13 protein-coding genes are annotated in these 14,001 nt (G+C 62.4%); 4 read left to right on the forward strand and 9 right to left on the reverse strand.

Annotated features, from left to right (window positions below):
* Positions 1-88: 88 nt before the first annotated feature.
* The 4 genes from betI to ACQY7U_RS08305 all read left to right on the forward strand — a co-directional run bounded on the left by betI (position 89) and on the right by ACQY7U_RS08305 (position 5,414).
* Positions 89-691, forward strand: a complete 603-nt coding sequence (betI, locus tag ACQY7U_RS08290; RefSeq protein ID WP_428643432.1) for a transcriptional regulator BetI — start codon at positions 89-91, stop codon at positions 689-691.
* A 17-nt stretch (positions 692-708) separates the two neighbouring features.
* A complete protein-coding gene (betA, locus tag ACQY7U_RS08295) occupies positions 709-2,367 on the forward strand; it encodes a choline dehydrogenase (protein ID WP_428643434.1) in 1,659 nt (552 codons plus the stop codon).
* Between the two features lie 49 nt (positions 2,368-2,416).
* A complete protein-coding gene (betB, locus tag ACQY7U_RS08300) occupies positions 2,417-3,880 on the forward strand; it encodes a betaine-aldehyde dehydrogenase (protein ID WP_428643435.1) in 1,464 nt (487 codons plus the stop codon).
* A gap of 250 nt (positions 3,881-4,130) precedes the next feature.
* Positions 4,131-5,414 carry an adenylate/guanylate cyclase domain-containing protein gene (locus ACQY7U_RS08305; protein ID WP_428643436.1) on the forward strand — a complete coding sequence of 428 codons (1,284 nt, stop codon included), beginning with the start codon at positions 4,131-4,133 and terminating at the stop codon, positions 5,412-5,414.
* A 92-nt stretch (positions 5,415-5,506) separates the two neighbouring features.
* On the opposite strand, the gene hemP is transcribed toward ACQY7U_RS08305, so the two are convergent.
* The 9 genes from hemP to ACQY7U_RS08350 form a co-directional block, all read right to left on the reverse strand.
* A complete protein-coding gene (hemP, locus tag ACQY7U_RS08310) occupies positions 5,507-5,722 on the reverse strand; it encodes a hemin uptake protein HemP (RefSeq protein WP_428643438.1) in 216 nt (71 codons plus the stop codon).
* 356 nt (positions 5,723-6,078) lie between these two features.
* The gene (gene rirA, locus ACQY7U_RS08315; protein ID WP_428643439.1) at positions 6,079-6,543 is read right to left on the reverse strand and encodes an iron-responsive transcriptional regulator RirA; all 465 of its coding nucleotides are present in this window, start codon (positions 6,541-6,543) and stop codon (positions 6,079-6,081) included.
* 148 nt (positions 6,544-6,691) lie between these two features.
* Positions 6,692-7,750: a LacI family DNA-binding transcriptional regulator gene (locus ACQY7U_RS08320; protein ID WP_428643441.1), complete on the reverse strand. Its 1,059-nt coding sequence runs from the start codon at positions 7,748-7,750 to the stop codon at positions 6,692-6,694.
* Positions 7,751-8,050: 300 nt separating this feature from the next.
* A complete protein-coding gene (locus tag ACQY7U_RS08325; RefSeq protein WP_428643442.1) occupies positions 8,051-9,229 on the reverse strand; it encodes an NAD(P)/FAD-dependent oxidoreductase in 1,179 nt (392 codons plus the stop codon).
* A gap of 167 nt (positions 9,230-9,396) precedes the next feature.
* Entirely contained in the window at positions 9,397-10,602 is a 1,206-nt protein-coding gene (locus tag ACQY7U_RS08330; protein WP_428643443.1) for an ABC transporter substrate-binding protein, read from the reverse strand.
* Positions 10,603-10,713: 111 nt separating this feature from the next.
* A complete protein-coding gene (locus ACQY7U_RS08335) occupies positions 10,714-11,673 on the reverse strand; it encodes a branched-chain amino acid ABC transporter permease (protein ID WP_428643444.1) in 960 nt (319 codons plus the stop codon).
* 13 nt (positions 11,674-11,686) lie between these two features.
* Positions 11,687-12,559 (reverse strand): branched-chain amino acid ABC transporter permease, encoded by an 873-nt coding sequence (locus tag ACQY7U_RS08340; RefSeq protein ID WP_428643445.1) that lies wholly within the window; start codon positions 12,557-12,559, stop codon positions 11,687-11,689.
* 5 nt (positions 12,560-12,564) lie between these two features.
* Positions 12,565-13,272 carry an ABC transporter ATP-binding protein gene (locus ACQY7U_RS08345; RefSeq protein ID WP_428643446.1) on the reverse strand — a complete coding sequence of 236 codons (708 nt, stop codon included), beginning with the start codon at positions 13,270-13,272 and terminating at the stop codon, positions 12,565-12,567.
* Positions 13,269-14,000 (reverse strand): ABC transporter ATP-binding protein, encoded by a 732-nt coding sequence (locus ACQY7U_RS08350; RefSeq protein WP_428643447.1) that lies wholly within the window; start codon positions 13,998-14,000, stop codon positions 13,269-13,271. Before ACQY7U_RS08350 ends, ACQY7U_RS08345 begins: the two co-directional genes overlap by 4 nt.
* Between the last annotated feature and the right edge of the window lies 1 nt (position 14,001).

Consider the following 14,001-nt stretch of genomic DNA (forward strand, 5'->3'; position numbering starts at 1 on the left):
ATCCAAACATCCACCGGAAAAATTTGCAAGTTTTCATTGATTGATTGATCAATTAAAAATAAAAATGCCGGTAGAGCGGGAGATCATGATGCCCAAGGTCGGAATGGAAGAAGAGCGCCGGCGCAGCCTTATCGATGCGACTGTCGATGCAATTCACGAGCGCGGATACAGCGACGTCACCATGGCGCAAATCGCCAAACGGGCGGGTGTGTCCGGCGGCCTGGTGCATCACTATTTTGGTTCAAAAGATCAATTGCTTGCGGCAACCATGCGTCACCTCCTTACGGAGCTTGGCCGTGCCATAAGCGAGAACCTCCTGCGGGCGGAAACCCCGCGTGAGCGTATCTCCGCGATTATCGCCGGCAACTTTGCCGTCGACCAGTTCAAGCCGGCTGTCATCGCCGCCTGGCTGGCCTTCTACGTCCAGTCCCGCACCACGGACAGCAACCGTCGCCTGCTGCGAATCTACTCGGCCAGATTGGCCTCGAACCTCACACACAACCTCAGATCATTCATGTCCCAGGACGAAGCCCGCCGTATCGCCGAAGGCACCGCATCGATGATCGACGGCGTCTGGATCCGGCAGGCCCTGCGCGACCGCAAGCCCGACCGTCAGGCCGCCATCGACATGGTCGAGGACTATGTCGAAGCCCAGATCGCCGCGCATACGACCCGCAAAGCGGGCAACTGATCCGACCGGAGCCCCATATGACCGACCAGTTTGACTTTATCATTGCAGGCGCGGGTTCCGCCGGCTGCGCCATGGCCTACAGGCTTTCGGAGGATCCGCGCAACCGGGTGCTGGTGCTGGAATTCGGAGGTACGGATGCCGGTCCCTTCATCCAGATGCCGGCGGCCCTCTCCTACCCGATGAACATGCCGCTCTACGACTGGGGCTTTGAGAGCGAACCGGAACCCCATCTCGGCGGACGGCGCCTGGCGACCCCGCGTGGCAAGGTCATCGGAGGCTCCTCCTCCATCAACGGCATGGTCTATGTGCGCGGCCACGCCTGCGACTTCGACACCTGGGAAGAGATGGGCGCCTCCGGTTGGGGCTACCGCCACGTCCTGCCCTATTTCAAGCGCCAGGAACACAGCCACGGCGGCCAGGATGGCTGGCGCGGCACTGACGGCCCTCTGCACGTTCAGCGCGGCACGAAGTGGAACCCGCTGTTCGACGCCTTCAAGGAAGCGGGCGAGCAGGCCGGCTACGGGGTAACCGGAGACTATAACGGCGAGCGCCAAGAAGGATTCGGCGACATGGAGATGACGGTCTACAAGGGCCGCCGCTGGTCTGCCGCCAATGCCTACCTGAAGCCGGCACGCAAACGCGGCAACCTGACCCTGATCAAGGGTGCCCTGGTGCGCAAGGTGCTGATCGAGGAAGGCCGCGCCGTCGGCGTGGAGTTCGAAACCGGCGGTGAAATCCGCGAGGCTCGCGCCGTCCGCGAGGTTATTGTCTCCGCCTCCTCCATCAATTCGCCGAAGATCCTGATGCAGTCCGGCATCGGACCGGCAGAGCATCTGAGCGAAATGGGGATCGAGGTCGTGGCCGACCGGCCCGGTGTCGGCGCCAACCTGCAGGACCATCTGGAACTTTACCTGCAGCAGGCCTGCACCCAGCCGATCACGCTCTACAAGCACTGGAACCTCTTCTCCAAGGCCCTGATCGGTGCGCAGTGGCTGTTCTTCAAGCAGGGCCTCGGCGCGTCCAACCAGTTCGAAAGCTGCGCCTTCATCCGCTCGAAGGCAGGCGTCAGATATCCGGATATCCAGTATCACTTCCTGCCCTTCGCCGTGCGTTACGACGGCCAGGCAGCGGCCGAAGGCCACGGTTTCCAGGCCCATGTCGGCCCGATGCGCTCCAAGTCGCGCGGCCGGGTGAAGCTGACGTCCGGCAACCCGCACGACAAGCCTTCGATCCTCTTCAACTACATGTCCCACGAGGACGACTGGGAAGACTTCCGCACCTGCATCCGGCTGACGCGGGAGATCTTCGGCCAGGAGGCCTTTGCACCCTACCGCGGCAAGGAAATCCAGCCGGGCGACGCGGTCCAGAGCGACGACGAGCTGAACGGCTTCATCCGCGAACACGTGGAAAGCGCCTATCACCCCTGCGGCACCTGCCGGATGGGAGCGAAGGACGATCCGATGGCCGTGGTCGATCCGGAATGCCGGGTCATCGGCGTGGACGGCCTGCGAGTGGCGGACAGCTCCATCTTCCCGCAAATCACCAATGGCAATCTGAACGCTCCTTCGATTATGGTTGGAGAGAAGGCCTCTGATCATATCCTCGGCAAGGACCCGCTTCCGGCGTCCAACCAGGAACCGTGGGTCCACCCCGCCTGGGAAAGCGCTCAGCGCTAACGATAATCCGGCACCGCCGGTTCAGACATTTCAAGCAGGAGCCCATATCATGCGCGCCCAACCGCAAGCCTCGCACTATGTCGGCGGCTCTTATCTGGAAAGCAGCAGCGGAACGCCGTTCGATTCCCTCTATCCGGCCACCGGCGAAGTTATTGCCCAGATCCGCTCGGCGGACGATGCCGTGATCAACGCGGCGATCCGATCCGCCAGGGAAGGCCAGAAGAAATGGGCGGCGACGCCGCCGGCGGAGCGCGGCAGGGTGCTGCGCACCGCGGCGAAGATCCTGCGGGAAAAAAACCACGAGCTGTCCGTCCTGGAAACGCTCGACACCGGCAAGCCCTTGCAGGAAACACTGGTGGCGGATGCCGCTTCCGGCGCGGATTGCCTGGAATATTTCGGCGGCCTTGCCGCGACACTGACCGGCGAACACATCGATCTCGGTGGCTCCTTTGCCTATACCAAGCGCGAACCGCTCGGCATCTGCTTCGGCATCGGAGCCTGGAACTACCCGATCCAGATCGCTTGCTGGAAGGCCGCGCCCGCGCTTGTGTGCGGCAATGCCATGATCTTCAAGCCCTCCGAAGTCACGCCGCTGAGCGCGTTGAAACTCGCCGAAGCCCTCACCGAGGCCGGCCTGCCGGACGGCGTCTTCAACGTCATTCAGGGCTTTGGCGATGTCGGCGCCAAGCTGGTCTCCCACCCGGACATCGCGAAAGTGTCCCTGACCGGCTCCGTGCCGACCGGCGCCAAGGTCGCCGCCCTTGCGGGTGAGCACCTGAAGAAGACCACGCTGGAACTCGGCGGCAAGTCGCCGCTGATCATCTTCGAGGATGCCGACATCGAGAACGCGGTTTCAGCCGCGATCAACGCCAACTTCTATTCCACCGGCCAGATCTGTTCCAACGGCACCCGCGTCTTCGTGCATGAGGCCATCAAGGAACAATTCGTCGCGCGCCTTGCCGAGCGCACCGCCGGGGCCGTTCTCGGCGATCCGCTGGATGAGGCCACCAACATCGGCCCGCTCGTCTCCCGCCAGCAGTGGGACAAGGTGCTCCACTACATGGAAGTCGGCCAGGAGGAAGGCGCGCGTCTCGTCTGCGGCGGCGGCGCGGCAAATGTTCCGAGCTTTCCGGACGGTTATTTCGTGCAGCCCACCGTCTTTGCCGACGTCAGGGACGACATGCGCATTGCCCGCGAGGAAATCTTCGGGCCCGTCCTGAGCGTGCTTGATTTCAGCGACGAGGACGACGTCATCGCACGGGCCAACGACACGGACTTCGGCCTCGCCGCCGGCGTGTTCACCAAGGACATCCAGCGCGCCCACCGTGTGATCGACCAGTTGCAGGCAGGCACCTGCTGGATCAACACCTACAACCTGACGCCCATCGAAATGCCCTTCGGCGGCTACAAGAAATCCGGCATCGGCCGCGAAAACGGCCACGCGGCCATCGAGTATTACAGCCAGATCAAGAGCATTTATGTGGAGATGGGCGGCGTCGAAGCGGCGTTCTAAGTCTGGATTCACGCTGTTTTGGAACAAGCGGCCCATCCTTCGAAAAAGCGTGTCGCGCTTCCTCAGGATGAGGGTAAACTTGCAGGAAGTTCCGCAAAAACTCCCCTCCTCCTGAGGAGGACCGTCAGGTCCGTCTCGAAGGATGGGCCGCTTGTTCCATTAACACGCCCGGTTCCCTGTTCGTCTTTTCCATTTGAACTTTTTCCGATCAGGCCCAGATTAGGGGCGAAGCCTCTCTTCCGGTGACCCCATGAACAAACCCGTGCTCGATCCCGCCCCGCGCACTTATGCGCCCCATGTCTATCTGCTCGACCGCTCCGTCCGGGGGCCGGCCTGCGCGCCTGAGACGCTCAGTCTCGACGCACTGCACGCCTGGCTTCTGCACGAGGCGACACGGATCGACAACGTCATGCTGATGTTCGAGGAATTCATGTGGCGTTGCAGGGCAGCCGGCCTCGCAATCGATCGCGCGACCCTGCACATCGGCACGCTGCATCCCCGGGTGATCGGCTTTTCCTGGGTATGGAACAGCCAGGATCGTTTATGCGACGAGGTGGCAGCCGATGCAAATGCGTCGAAAACGGAAGCCTTCACCCGCAACCCGCTCTCCCTTGTCATCAACGAGGGGCAGACGATCAAGGTCGACCTGGAGAGCGAGGAAGGTGCCGGTTCCGCCCCGCTGATGCGCGAGTTGGCGGACGAAGGCTACACCAGTTATGTCGCCCTGCCGCTCAGCTCGTCCCACGAAAAGCGCAATGCGATGACGCTGGCCACCCGCCGCCCCGGAGGCTTTCCGGCGGTGGAAAAGGAGTACATTCGCGGCCTGATCGATCTTCTGGCGCTGCACATAGAACGCCACATCGTACAGCGGATCGCGCGCAACGTCGCCGACACATACCTTGGCCCCATCGCCGGACGCCGGGTGCTCGACGGGGAAATCAGGCGCGGCGACGGCCAGGCCATCAGGGCGGTCGTCCTCATGTCCGACATGCGTGGCTTTACCCAGCTCGCCGACCGGCTGAGCGGTCCGGAGGTCACCATGATCCTGAACGCCTATTTCGATCGCGTGTCCGATGCGATCCTGAGCCACGGCGGCGATATCCTGAAGTTCATGGGAGACGGGGTCCTGGCCGTCTTCGACCAGAAGGCCCTGGGCGAGGCGGCTGCCGCCAATGCGGCGGTCAAGGCTTCCAGGGCGGCGCTCGCCGCCATCGACGCCTTCAACGAAAACCCGCCCGACGGTCTGCCCGACCCCAGCCTCTGGCACCCGCTGAAGATCGGCATCGGCCTTCACCACGGCGAAGTGTTCTTCGGCAACGTCGGCGGCGAGGAACGGCTGGATTTCACCGTGATCGGCCGGGCGGTCAACGAGACCAGCCGGGTGGAATCCCTTTGCAAACCACTCGGGCAGGAATTGCTGCTGACCGAACCCGTGCGTGCCGCCCTTTCAGGGGAGCTGCAGACAAGCCTCAACGCCATGGGCGAACATGCCCTGCGCGGTGTCGGCAAACCGGTAGCGATCTATTCGGCGTGAGGGGTTGTGGGGTCGCCCGCCGCTGGCGGCTTTGAAAGCTTTTCCGAAATGGTCCCCTCCCCCTTGTGGGGAAGGGAACTAGGCCCAGTTCCTTACTTCGTCAGGATCAGCTTACCCTGCTTGGTGATCGACAGGCGGTAGGTTTCGTCGTTGTGATGGATCTGGATCTGGCGCTTGCCGCTGAAGAGGTCGCGGGTGTCGTAGCCGGACTTCGGCTCGCTTGGCGGCGTGGCCGCAAACGCCTCCCTGGCGCGATTGGCGGACCTGAGGGAGAGGCGGTGTTTCTGGCTGTTTGCGGTCGGTGTCATGGCGCACAATCGGTCCTTGGCCCTAGATTTCCCTTCCCGTTTTCACCGTGAATGTCCGGCACGGAAGAGAGCATTTCGACAATGATTTTTAAAGAGGAGTATGAAACTCAACTTTATACTTGACACTCATACTCAAGTTTTTCTATCAAGGCAATGCCTGATCGAAACGGCGCTGGAAATCGCGTCCTCCGGTTGCCACCCGACAGGCCCCCCGTCATTCCGGGGGTTCCAAATGCCAGGCAAGCCAACCGCCCTCTCCTCTCCCTCAGCGGCCAGCCAGCCAGGCCTTTTCCGGAACGAAACAAAAAAGGCGCCGACCTGACGGTGGCGCCTTCAAAACAAATTAGGACCGAATTCTAAGCGTTCGCGGCCAGCGGCGGTTCGGCGACGTCGATCTTCAGAAGGTCCCGCATGCCGAAACGATCCTCGGAAAGATCGGCGATCGACTTGGTGTCGAGCACTTCCATAAAGGCTTCCAGTGCCTCATGCAGCAGGCCGTTGAACCCGCAGGACATGATCAGCGGGCAATCCTTGCGGCCGGAATCGAAACATTCCGCCAGCAGGAAACTCTCCTCCGCCGCGCGCACCACTTCACCCACCGTGATCTCTTCGGCCGGACGGGCCAGCATGACGCCGCCGTTGCGGCCCCGGATGGTCTTGATCAGATTGGCATCGACCAGAACCTTCATGATCTTGAAGAGATGAGTCTCGGACATGTCGAAGCTGGCGGCGATATCCGCGACCTTGCTCGGCTTGTCCGGATTGACGGCGCAATACATCAGCGCGCGTACGGCATAGTTTGTCTGTTGTGTCAAACGCATGCACTAGATATGCGTGCCCGCGTTGCAAAGGTCAATCTAAAAATTTGAGTGTGAGAGACCACTTTTACGTAAAGTGACCTGTCTTCAGTCCTTTGGCCCGAAAAACACCGCGTCAATCCGCCTCAACCCTGCCGCCGGCTCCGACCTACTATTCGGCCGCATCCGCCAGATTTGCGGCCTCCGGCAGGTTGTCCTTCAGGAACACGTCGATGCCGATCCGCTCCTGCCCCTCGATGATCGGCACCCCGTCGCAAAGCGCTTTCAGCACGCGGATGGCGCTGCGGATCTCATGCCCGGGATCCTGGGCGATGACGGCATCGAGCACATCCGCCTGCAGGGCGTCACGCGTATAGGGCGTCAGTTCATGGCCGACGAAGACGATCTGTTTTGCTCGGCCCGAGGCAGTCAGCGCGGCGATGGTGCCGCGATTGCCCGCACCGATATTGTAGAGCCCGGCAAGGTCCGGGTGCTCTGCCAGGAGCTTTTCGACCAGGTCTGCATTCCGCTTGTTGTCGTCCCGGCCCTCGCGAACCTTCAAAAGTTCCAGATGCGGGAAATCCGCTTCGATCACCTGGCCGAGACCAGCATAGCGGTCGGCATGGTCCCTGAGGCCGAGCGACCCGGCAATCAGGCCGATCTTCGCAGGCGCTTTCGGCAGGAATCGGCCAAGCAGCCGCCCGGCGGTACGCCCGGCGGCAATGTTGTCGATACCTACGAAGTGCCTTCGCTCCGAGGCCGGATGGTCTGAGACCAGCGTCACCACCGGCACGCCCCGGTCCTGCAGCCGGTCGATGGCGGCCCTGACCTCGGGAAAGGCGGGTGCAACCACCGCAACGCCATCGCAAACGCTCCTGTCCAGCACCGCCAGCGTGCCCGCCACCCGGTGACCGTCAAAGGCGTCGATCGGCTCCACATGCACCTGCATGCGCTCGCCGCTCATGGTCGCGGCATGGGAAAGCGCTTCGCGCGTCAGGTCCTCCATGAAGGCGTTCGGACCGTTGGGAATGAGAAAATGCAGCCGGTAGACCCGCTTCTTCGCCAGCCCTGCCGCAAAGACATCCGGCGTGTAGTTCAGCGTCTCGGCGGCCGTCTTCACCTTCTCGATGGTGACCTTGCGCACGCCCGGACGGCCATTGAGCACCCTGTCGACCGTCGCCAGGCTGACACCGGCCGCCTCGGCCACGTCATGGATTGTCACACGCTTCATGCCGTTCCTCTGAATTGGAGCGATCGAAAGGATTTCTTTCAGAACGCGCCACGCCCCCCACCACATCCTGAAGAGGACCGTCAGGTCCGTCGCGAAGGATGGGCCGCTTGTTCCGGAAAATGCCCCCATCCTTCGAGACAGCGCTTCGCGCTTCCCCAGGATGAGGGAGAACAAGGTTTGGGCGACAGAGGACCTCCTGAAGGAAGGCCAAAATTTCGCTCAGTATAACGGCGTTTGAGGTGCGATCATCAAAAATTGCTGCACCGCGCGAAAGAAGTTCCGGGATGCCGCGGGATCAAGTCAGACAAACTGCCCGGCCGCATGGCCTGACGACCAGGCCCACTGGAAATTGAAGCCGCCGAGATGGCCGGTGACATCGACGGTTTCGCCGATGAAATAGAGGCCGGGCACCTTGGCGCTTTCCATGGTCTTGGAGGAAAGCTCCCTGGTGTCGACACCGCCGAGCGTCACCTCCGCCGTCCGGTAGCCTTCCGTGCCGACCGGCGTCAGCTGCCAGCCGTTGAACTGGTTCGCCGCCCGCCGCAGCACCTTGTCGGACTGATCCGCCAGCCGGCCTTTCAGTCCGAAGGCTCCCGACAGCTCGTCCACCAGGCGGTTCGGCAGCAGCTGTCCGAGCGCGGTTTTCAAATCCTGCTTCGGCGTTTCCTGCCGGGCCTTGCGCAAGGCCTCGAAGACGTCGGTTTCCGGCAGCAGGTTGACCGAGATCGGCTGCCCCTCCTGCCAATAGGAAGAAATCTGCAGGATCGACGGCCCCGACAGCCCGCGATGGGTGAAGAGCAGTCCTTCCCGGAAGGTTGTCTTGCCGAACGAGACCTTTGCGTCCACCGAAACGCCGGAAAGACGGCTGCACAAGTCCTTGTTGGCATCCGAGAAAGTCAGCGGCACCAGCGCCGCGCGCGGCGGAACGACGCTGAGGCCGAATTGCCGCGCCAGCTCATAGCCGAAACCGGTCGCCCCCATCTTCGGGATCGACGGCCCACCCGTTGCCACCACCAGGGACGACGCCCTCAGCGGACCCTTTGAGGTCGCCACGGAAAACTTCTCGTCCGGCTTGCTGACGGCCCTGATCTCCGTTTCCAGCTGCAGCGCTCCGCCGGCAAGCTCCAGCTCGGAGAGCAGCATGCGTATGATGTCCTTCGCGCTGTTGTCGCAAAAGAGCTGGCCGAGGGTTTTCTCGTGCCAGGCTATGCGGTGCTTTTCGACAAGCCCCAGAAAATCGTTCTGGGTGTAGCGCTTCAGCGCCGATACGCAGAAGCGCGGGTTCCCGGAAAGGAAATTCGCCGGCGACGCATGGAGATTGGTGAAGTTGCAGCGCCCGCCTCCGGAGATTCGGATCTTCTCAGCCGGATTTCGGGCATGGTCGATCACCAGCACCTTCCGGCCCCGCTTCCCCGCTTCAATCGCACACATCAACCCGGCGGCGCCACCACCGAGAACAAGAACATCCAGATCACGCATGGCGGGGTGTATAGCGGGAATTTGGGAAGGGGGTAAGGGTGGAAATCTGGCCGGTTATCTCTTGAATCTATTTTCCGGCAAGGTCATCCTGAGAGATCAGGAACGCAAAACAAAACCGGCGGCCCTTTCGAACCGCCGGTCTTTCAAATCTCTTCTGACGAAAAGACTTACTTCATTTCAGCCAGAACCTCGAAGCCGTTGGAGCCGACTTCCCACAGGGCGTAGGTGCCCGGAACATCGCCCTTGGCGTCGAAGTTGTGGTCGCCTGCCGCGCCCTTGTAGTCGATGGCGGTACCGGCTGCGATCAGCTCTTTCGCCTTCTTCCACTCGCCCGGGCGGATGGCTTCGCCTTCGCCGTCGGAGACCTCGACCATGGCGGCCGCGACACCGTCCTTGTTGCCGCCGGCCTTTTCGATGGCCAGCGCCAGCAGGAAGGCGGCGTCGTAGGAGGTGGTGACGAAGATCGCATCCGGGTCACCGCCGATGCCCTTGAAGGCTTCGTTGAAGATGTCGAGCGACTCGGACTTCTCGCCGACCGGCGAGGAGGACACGAAGGTGCCAAGGTTTTCTGCGCCCAGTTCGTTGATGACCGCTTCGGACTTCATGCCGTCGCCGCCGACGAACTTCTCGAAGAAGCCGTTTTCCAGTGCCTGACGCAGGATGGTGAGGCCGGTGCCGTCGCCGTAGTCGAAGATGACCAGCGTGTCGGCGCCGCCCTTGGCGAGTTCCGCCAGGTTCGAGCGATAGGAGGCCTTGCCTTCTTCATGGGCCGCGAAGGCGGTGATTTCGCCGCCGAGTTCGTCGACATATTCAGCCTTGAAAGCATTGGCGAGGCCGGTGCCGTAGTCGTTGTTGAGGTAGGCAACGGCAACCTTGCCGTAGCCCTGCTCCTTCAGGGTACGTGCCAGTGCACGGCCCTGATAGTCGTCGGACGGCACGGTTCGGAACACGGTGCCCTTGTCTTCAAGGTTGCTGATTTCCGGCGAGGTGCCGGACGGGGTGATCAGGGTGATGCCGGCCGGAATGGTGACCGAACCGGCGGCTGCCAGAACCGCGCCCGAGCAGTGCGGGCCGACGATGCCGATCACGCCTTCGATGTTCACCGCCTTGGTGGCCGCGTCCGTGCCGTTCTGCGGGTTGCAGGCGCTGTCGCCGACGACGCCGACCAGCTTTTCACCGCTGCCGATGCCGCCCTGCTCGTTGACCTGCTGCACGGCCAGCTGGGCCGAGTCGATCATGGCGGGCGCCATGGCGGCGATCGGGCCGGAAATACCGCCGAGCAGACCGATCTTGACGTCGGCCTTGGCCGGAACGCTTGCCAGCGCGGTAGCCGCCATCAGGCCGGCTGCGAGCGCAAGAAACTTGGTTTTCATTGGAATACCTCCTCGATTATCCGGTCTTTGCCGGGTCTTTGGATTTTCGAGCCGCACACTCATAGGTTAAGCGGCAGCACAAGGAAACGGGAAAAGTGCGTTCCCGCTTCCTTATTTCGATGTCCGCTTGTCCGCCCTCAGGTCTCCCCTCAGAGGTTCGGGCAGCAGGCCTTCGGGCCGGAACCGCAGCACCAGCTGCAGCATCAGGCCGATCAGGAACAGGCGGATGTATTTTGCCTGAATGGCGTATTCGGGCGGAAGCCTGTCGGTGGCGATTTCCGAGACGGACCAGATGATCCAGACCACCGCGGCACCCAGGATTGCCCCCCGGTTGTTGCCGGATCCGCCCAGGATCAGCATGATCCACACCAGGAAGGTCGCCACCATCGGATCGATGGCTTCCGGCGTGATCGAGCGGTTGAAATGGGCGAACAGTGCCCCGCCCAGCCCCATCAGGGCCGCGCCGAAAATGAAGGCTTCCAGGCGGCGGGCCTCGACATCCTTGCCCATGGCCTTGGCGGCGCTCTCATTGTCGCGGATCGCGCGCATCATCCGGCCCCAGGGCGCGTTGAACTGGCGCTCGACCAGGAAATAGGCGGCGATCAGGACGGCCAGGACAATCGCCAGATAGGCAACCTGCGATTCCGTGTAGCCGATGTCGCCCATCGGGCGCGGAATGCCCGAAATACCGCGGGCACCATTGGTCAGGACCGGCTCGGACTTGATCACCAGACGGATAATCTCCGCGATGCCGATGGAGGCGATCGCCAGATAGTCGGAGCGGAAGCGCAGACAGATCTTGCCGATCGGCCAGGCGACCAGTGCCGCGGCCACCATGGCCCCGATCCAGCCGATGACGAAATTGAGATCGAAGCCGCCGATGCGGCCGGGATCGGATTCGGTCGTCAGGACCGCCGAGGTATAGGCACCAACCGCGAAGAAACCTGCGATGCCGGCGTTGAAGAGACCGGCAAAGCCCCACTGGATGTTCAGCCCCAGCGCCAGCAGCGCATAGATGGCGATGAAGATCGCCATGAAGAGGGCGTAATTGACGAGACCCAGAAATTCCATGATCCGGTCTCCCTTATAGTACCTTGCCCTTGAGCAGCCCGGTCGGGGGCACAAGCAGCATGAACAGCAGGATGGCAAATGCCATGGCGGCCTTGTATTCGCTCGGGATCACCAGAACGGACACTTCCTCGGCCACGCCGACGATCAGCCCGCCGAGGACGGCTCCCTCGATACGGCCGACCCCGCCGAGGATCGCGGCAGCGAACATCGGCAACAGCATCTGCCAGCCCATCAGCGACTTCAGTTCCGTATTGAGCCCGAGGAAGAAGCCGGAGGCCGCGCACAGCCCGCCCGCGATCACCCAGGTCAACATGACGACCTTCTTGTTGTCGATGCCAGACAGCAGCGCCAGGTTCGGGTTGTCGGACATGGCCCGCATCGCCTTGCCCCATTTGGACCGGGTCAGGAAGAGTTGCAGACCGCCGACCAGCAGCAGCATCGCAACGACAGTATAGATCTCCCGGTCGCGGATGCGCAGGCCGAAATAGACGTCCGGCCGGACGATGCCGCGGCTGTAGGTCTCCGTGTCGACACCCCAGACAACCTGCACGACGGCCCGCACCATCAGCGCGATGCCGAGCGAGGCCATCACGGTGACGATCTTCGGCCGCTCCCGCAAGTGTTCGTAGAAGGCCTTGTCGATGCCGACGGCAACCGCCGCCGTCGCGATGATCGCGATCGGCAGGGCCACCAGCGGCGGCACGCCAAGGCCGGTGACACAGGCCAGCGCGATGAAGGCGCCAAGCGTCGCCAGATCCCCGTGGGCCAGGTGGGCATAGCGCAGGATCGCGAAGATCAGAGTGATGCCGACCGCGCCGAGCGCATAGATGGACCCGAGCACGAGGCCCGGAATGACATAAAAATTGAGAAGCTCAAGAAGATCCATACCGGTCAGCCCCCAAGAAACATTTCAGCGACTTCACGGTCGGCGAGAAGGTCCGCGCCGGTACCTTCGTGACGGTTCTTGCCGGCGGCCAGCACATAGCCCCGGTCGGCAAAGGCGAGCGCCTGCTTGGCATGCTGCTCGACCAGCAGGATGGCAACGCCCGCATCGCGTACGTCCCGGCAGATCTGGAAGATCTGTTCCATGTATTTCGGCGACAGGCCGGCAGTCGGCTCGTCCAGGAGCAGGAGTTTCGGATCCAGCATCAGCGCCCGGCCCATGGCCACCATCTGGCGCTGTCCGCCCGACAGGCTGCCGGCCATCGTCTTGCGGCGCTCCTTCAGGTCCGGGAACAGTGTGTAGACCCGATCGTAAGCAGCGGAAAGATCGCCCTTTTTCAGGAAGCCGCCCATTTCCAGATTCTCGTGGATCGACATTTCCCGGAAGATGTTGTCGACCTGCGGCACGTAGCAGATGCCGCGTTGAACTATGCGGTTGGGCGCCCAGCCGGTAATATCGTCACCGTCGAACAGCATCCGCCCGCCGCGAATGGTCAGCAGACCGAAGACCGATTTCATGGCGGTCGACTTGCCGGCGCCGTTCGGGCCGACGATCACGACGATTTCGTCCTGCGCAACGCTTATGGAGACCTCTTCCAGTATATTCGCGTCGCCATAGCCGCCGGTCAGGTTTTCCATGGAAAGAAGCGCCGTCATGCCGCATCTCCCGTGGTTTCGCCCAGATAGGCTTCCAGCACCTGCGGGTTGGAGCGCACGGTCTGGAAATCTCCCTCGATCAGCACCCGGCCCTCGGCCATGCACACGACCGGATCGCAGAGTTTTTCGATCATTTCCATATCGTGTTCGATCAGTATGAAGGTGTAGCCGCGCTCCTTGTTCAGGATCTCGATCTTGGCCTCGAGCTTGCGCAGCAGCGTCCGGTTGACGCCGGCGGCCGGCTCGTCGAGCAGCACCAGCTTGGCATCGGTCATCATCGTCCGGCCGAGTTCGAGCAGCTTCTTCTGGCCGCCGGACAGGTTTCCCGCCGGTTCGTGAGCGACGTGGGTCAGCTCCAGAAACTCCAGGGTTTCATAGGCCTGCCGTTCGACCTCGCTCTCGGTAGCCTTGACCCTGCCCCAGGCGAACCAGTTGGAGAAAAGCGTCTCGCCCGGCTGGGACGGCGGCACCATCATCAGGTTTTCCAGAACGGTCAGTTTGTGAAATTCGTGCGGAATCTGGAACGTGCGCACCAGGCCCTTGTGAAAGAGCTCGTGGCTGGCCAGCGCCGTTACATCTTCGCCCAGGAAACGGATCCTGCCGCTGGTCGGCTGCAAGGCGCCGGCAATCAGGTTGAAAAGGGTGGTCTTGCCGGCACCGTTGGGCCCGAGGAAGCCGAAGACCTCGCCCGGCGCCACCGAGAAGTCGACGTTGTTGACCGCGGCCAGC

Source organism: Roseibium sp. (genome assembly GCF_050301095.1).
Lineage (GTDB): Bacteria > Pseudomonadota > Alphaproteobacteria > Rhizobiales > Stappiaceae > Roseibium.

Excerpts from the sequence above, each read along its gene's own strand:
- betI (WP_428643432.1), top strand. The coding sequence starts at position 89 with ATGCCCAAGGTCGGAATGGAAGAAGAGCGCCGGCGCAGCCTTATCGAT.
- betB (WP_428643435.1), top strand. The coding sequence starts at position 2,417 with ATGCGCGCCCAACCGCAAGCCTCGCACTATGTCGGCGGCTCTTATCTG.
- hemP (WP_428643438.1), bottom strand. The coding sequence starts at position 5,722 with ATGACACCGACCGCAAACAGCCAGAAACACCGCCTCTCCCTCAGGTCC.
- ACQY7U_RS08345 (WP_428643446.1), bottom strand. The coding sequence starts at position 13,272 with ATGACGGCGCTTCTTTCCATGGAAAACCTGACCGGCGGCTATGGCGAC.
- betA (WP_428643434.1), top strand. The coding sequence starts at position 709 with ATGACCGACCAGTTTGACTTTATCATTGCAGGCGCGGGTTCCGCCGGC.
- ACQY7U_RS08305 (WP_428643436.1), top strand. The coding sequence starts at position 4,131 with ATGAACAAACCCGTGCTCGATCCCGCCCCGCGCACTTATGCGCCCCAT.
- ACQY7U_RS08335 (WP_428643444.1), bottom strand. The coding sequence starts at position 11,673 with ATGGAATTTCTGGGTCTCGTCAATTACGCCCTCTTCATGGCGATCTTC.
- ACQY7U_RS08340 (WP_428643445.1), bottom strand. The coding sequence starts at position 12,559 with ATGGATCTTCTTGAGCTTCTCAATTTTTATGTCATTCCGGGCCTCGTG.
- rirA (WP_428643439.1), bottom strand. The coding sequence starts at position 6,543 with ATGCGTTTGACACAACAGACAAACTATGCCGTACGCGCGCTGATGTAT.
- ACQY7U_RS08320 (WP_428643441.1), bottom strand. The coding sequence starts at position 7,750 with ATGAAGCGTGTGACAATCCATGACGTGGCCGAGGCGGCCGGTGTCAGC.
- ACQY7U_RS08330 (WP_428643443.1), bottom strand. The coding sequence starts at position 10,602 with ATGAAAACCAAGTTTCTTGCGCTCGCAGCCGGCCTGATGGCGGCTACC.
- ACQY7U_RS08325 (WP_428643442.1), bottom strand. The coding sequence starts at position 9,229 with ATGCGTGATCTGGATGTTCTTGTTCTCGGTGGTGGCGCCGCCGGGTTG.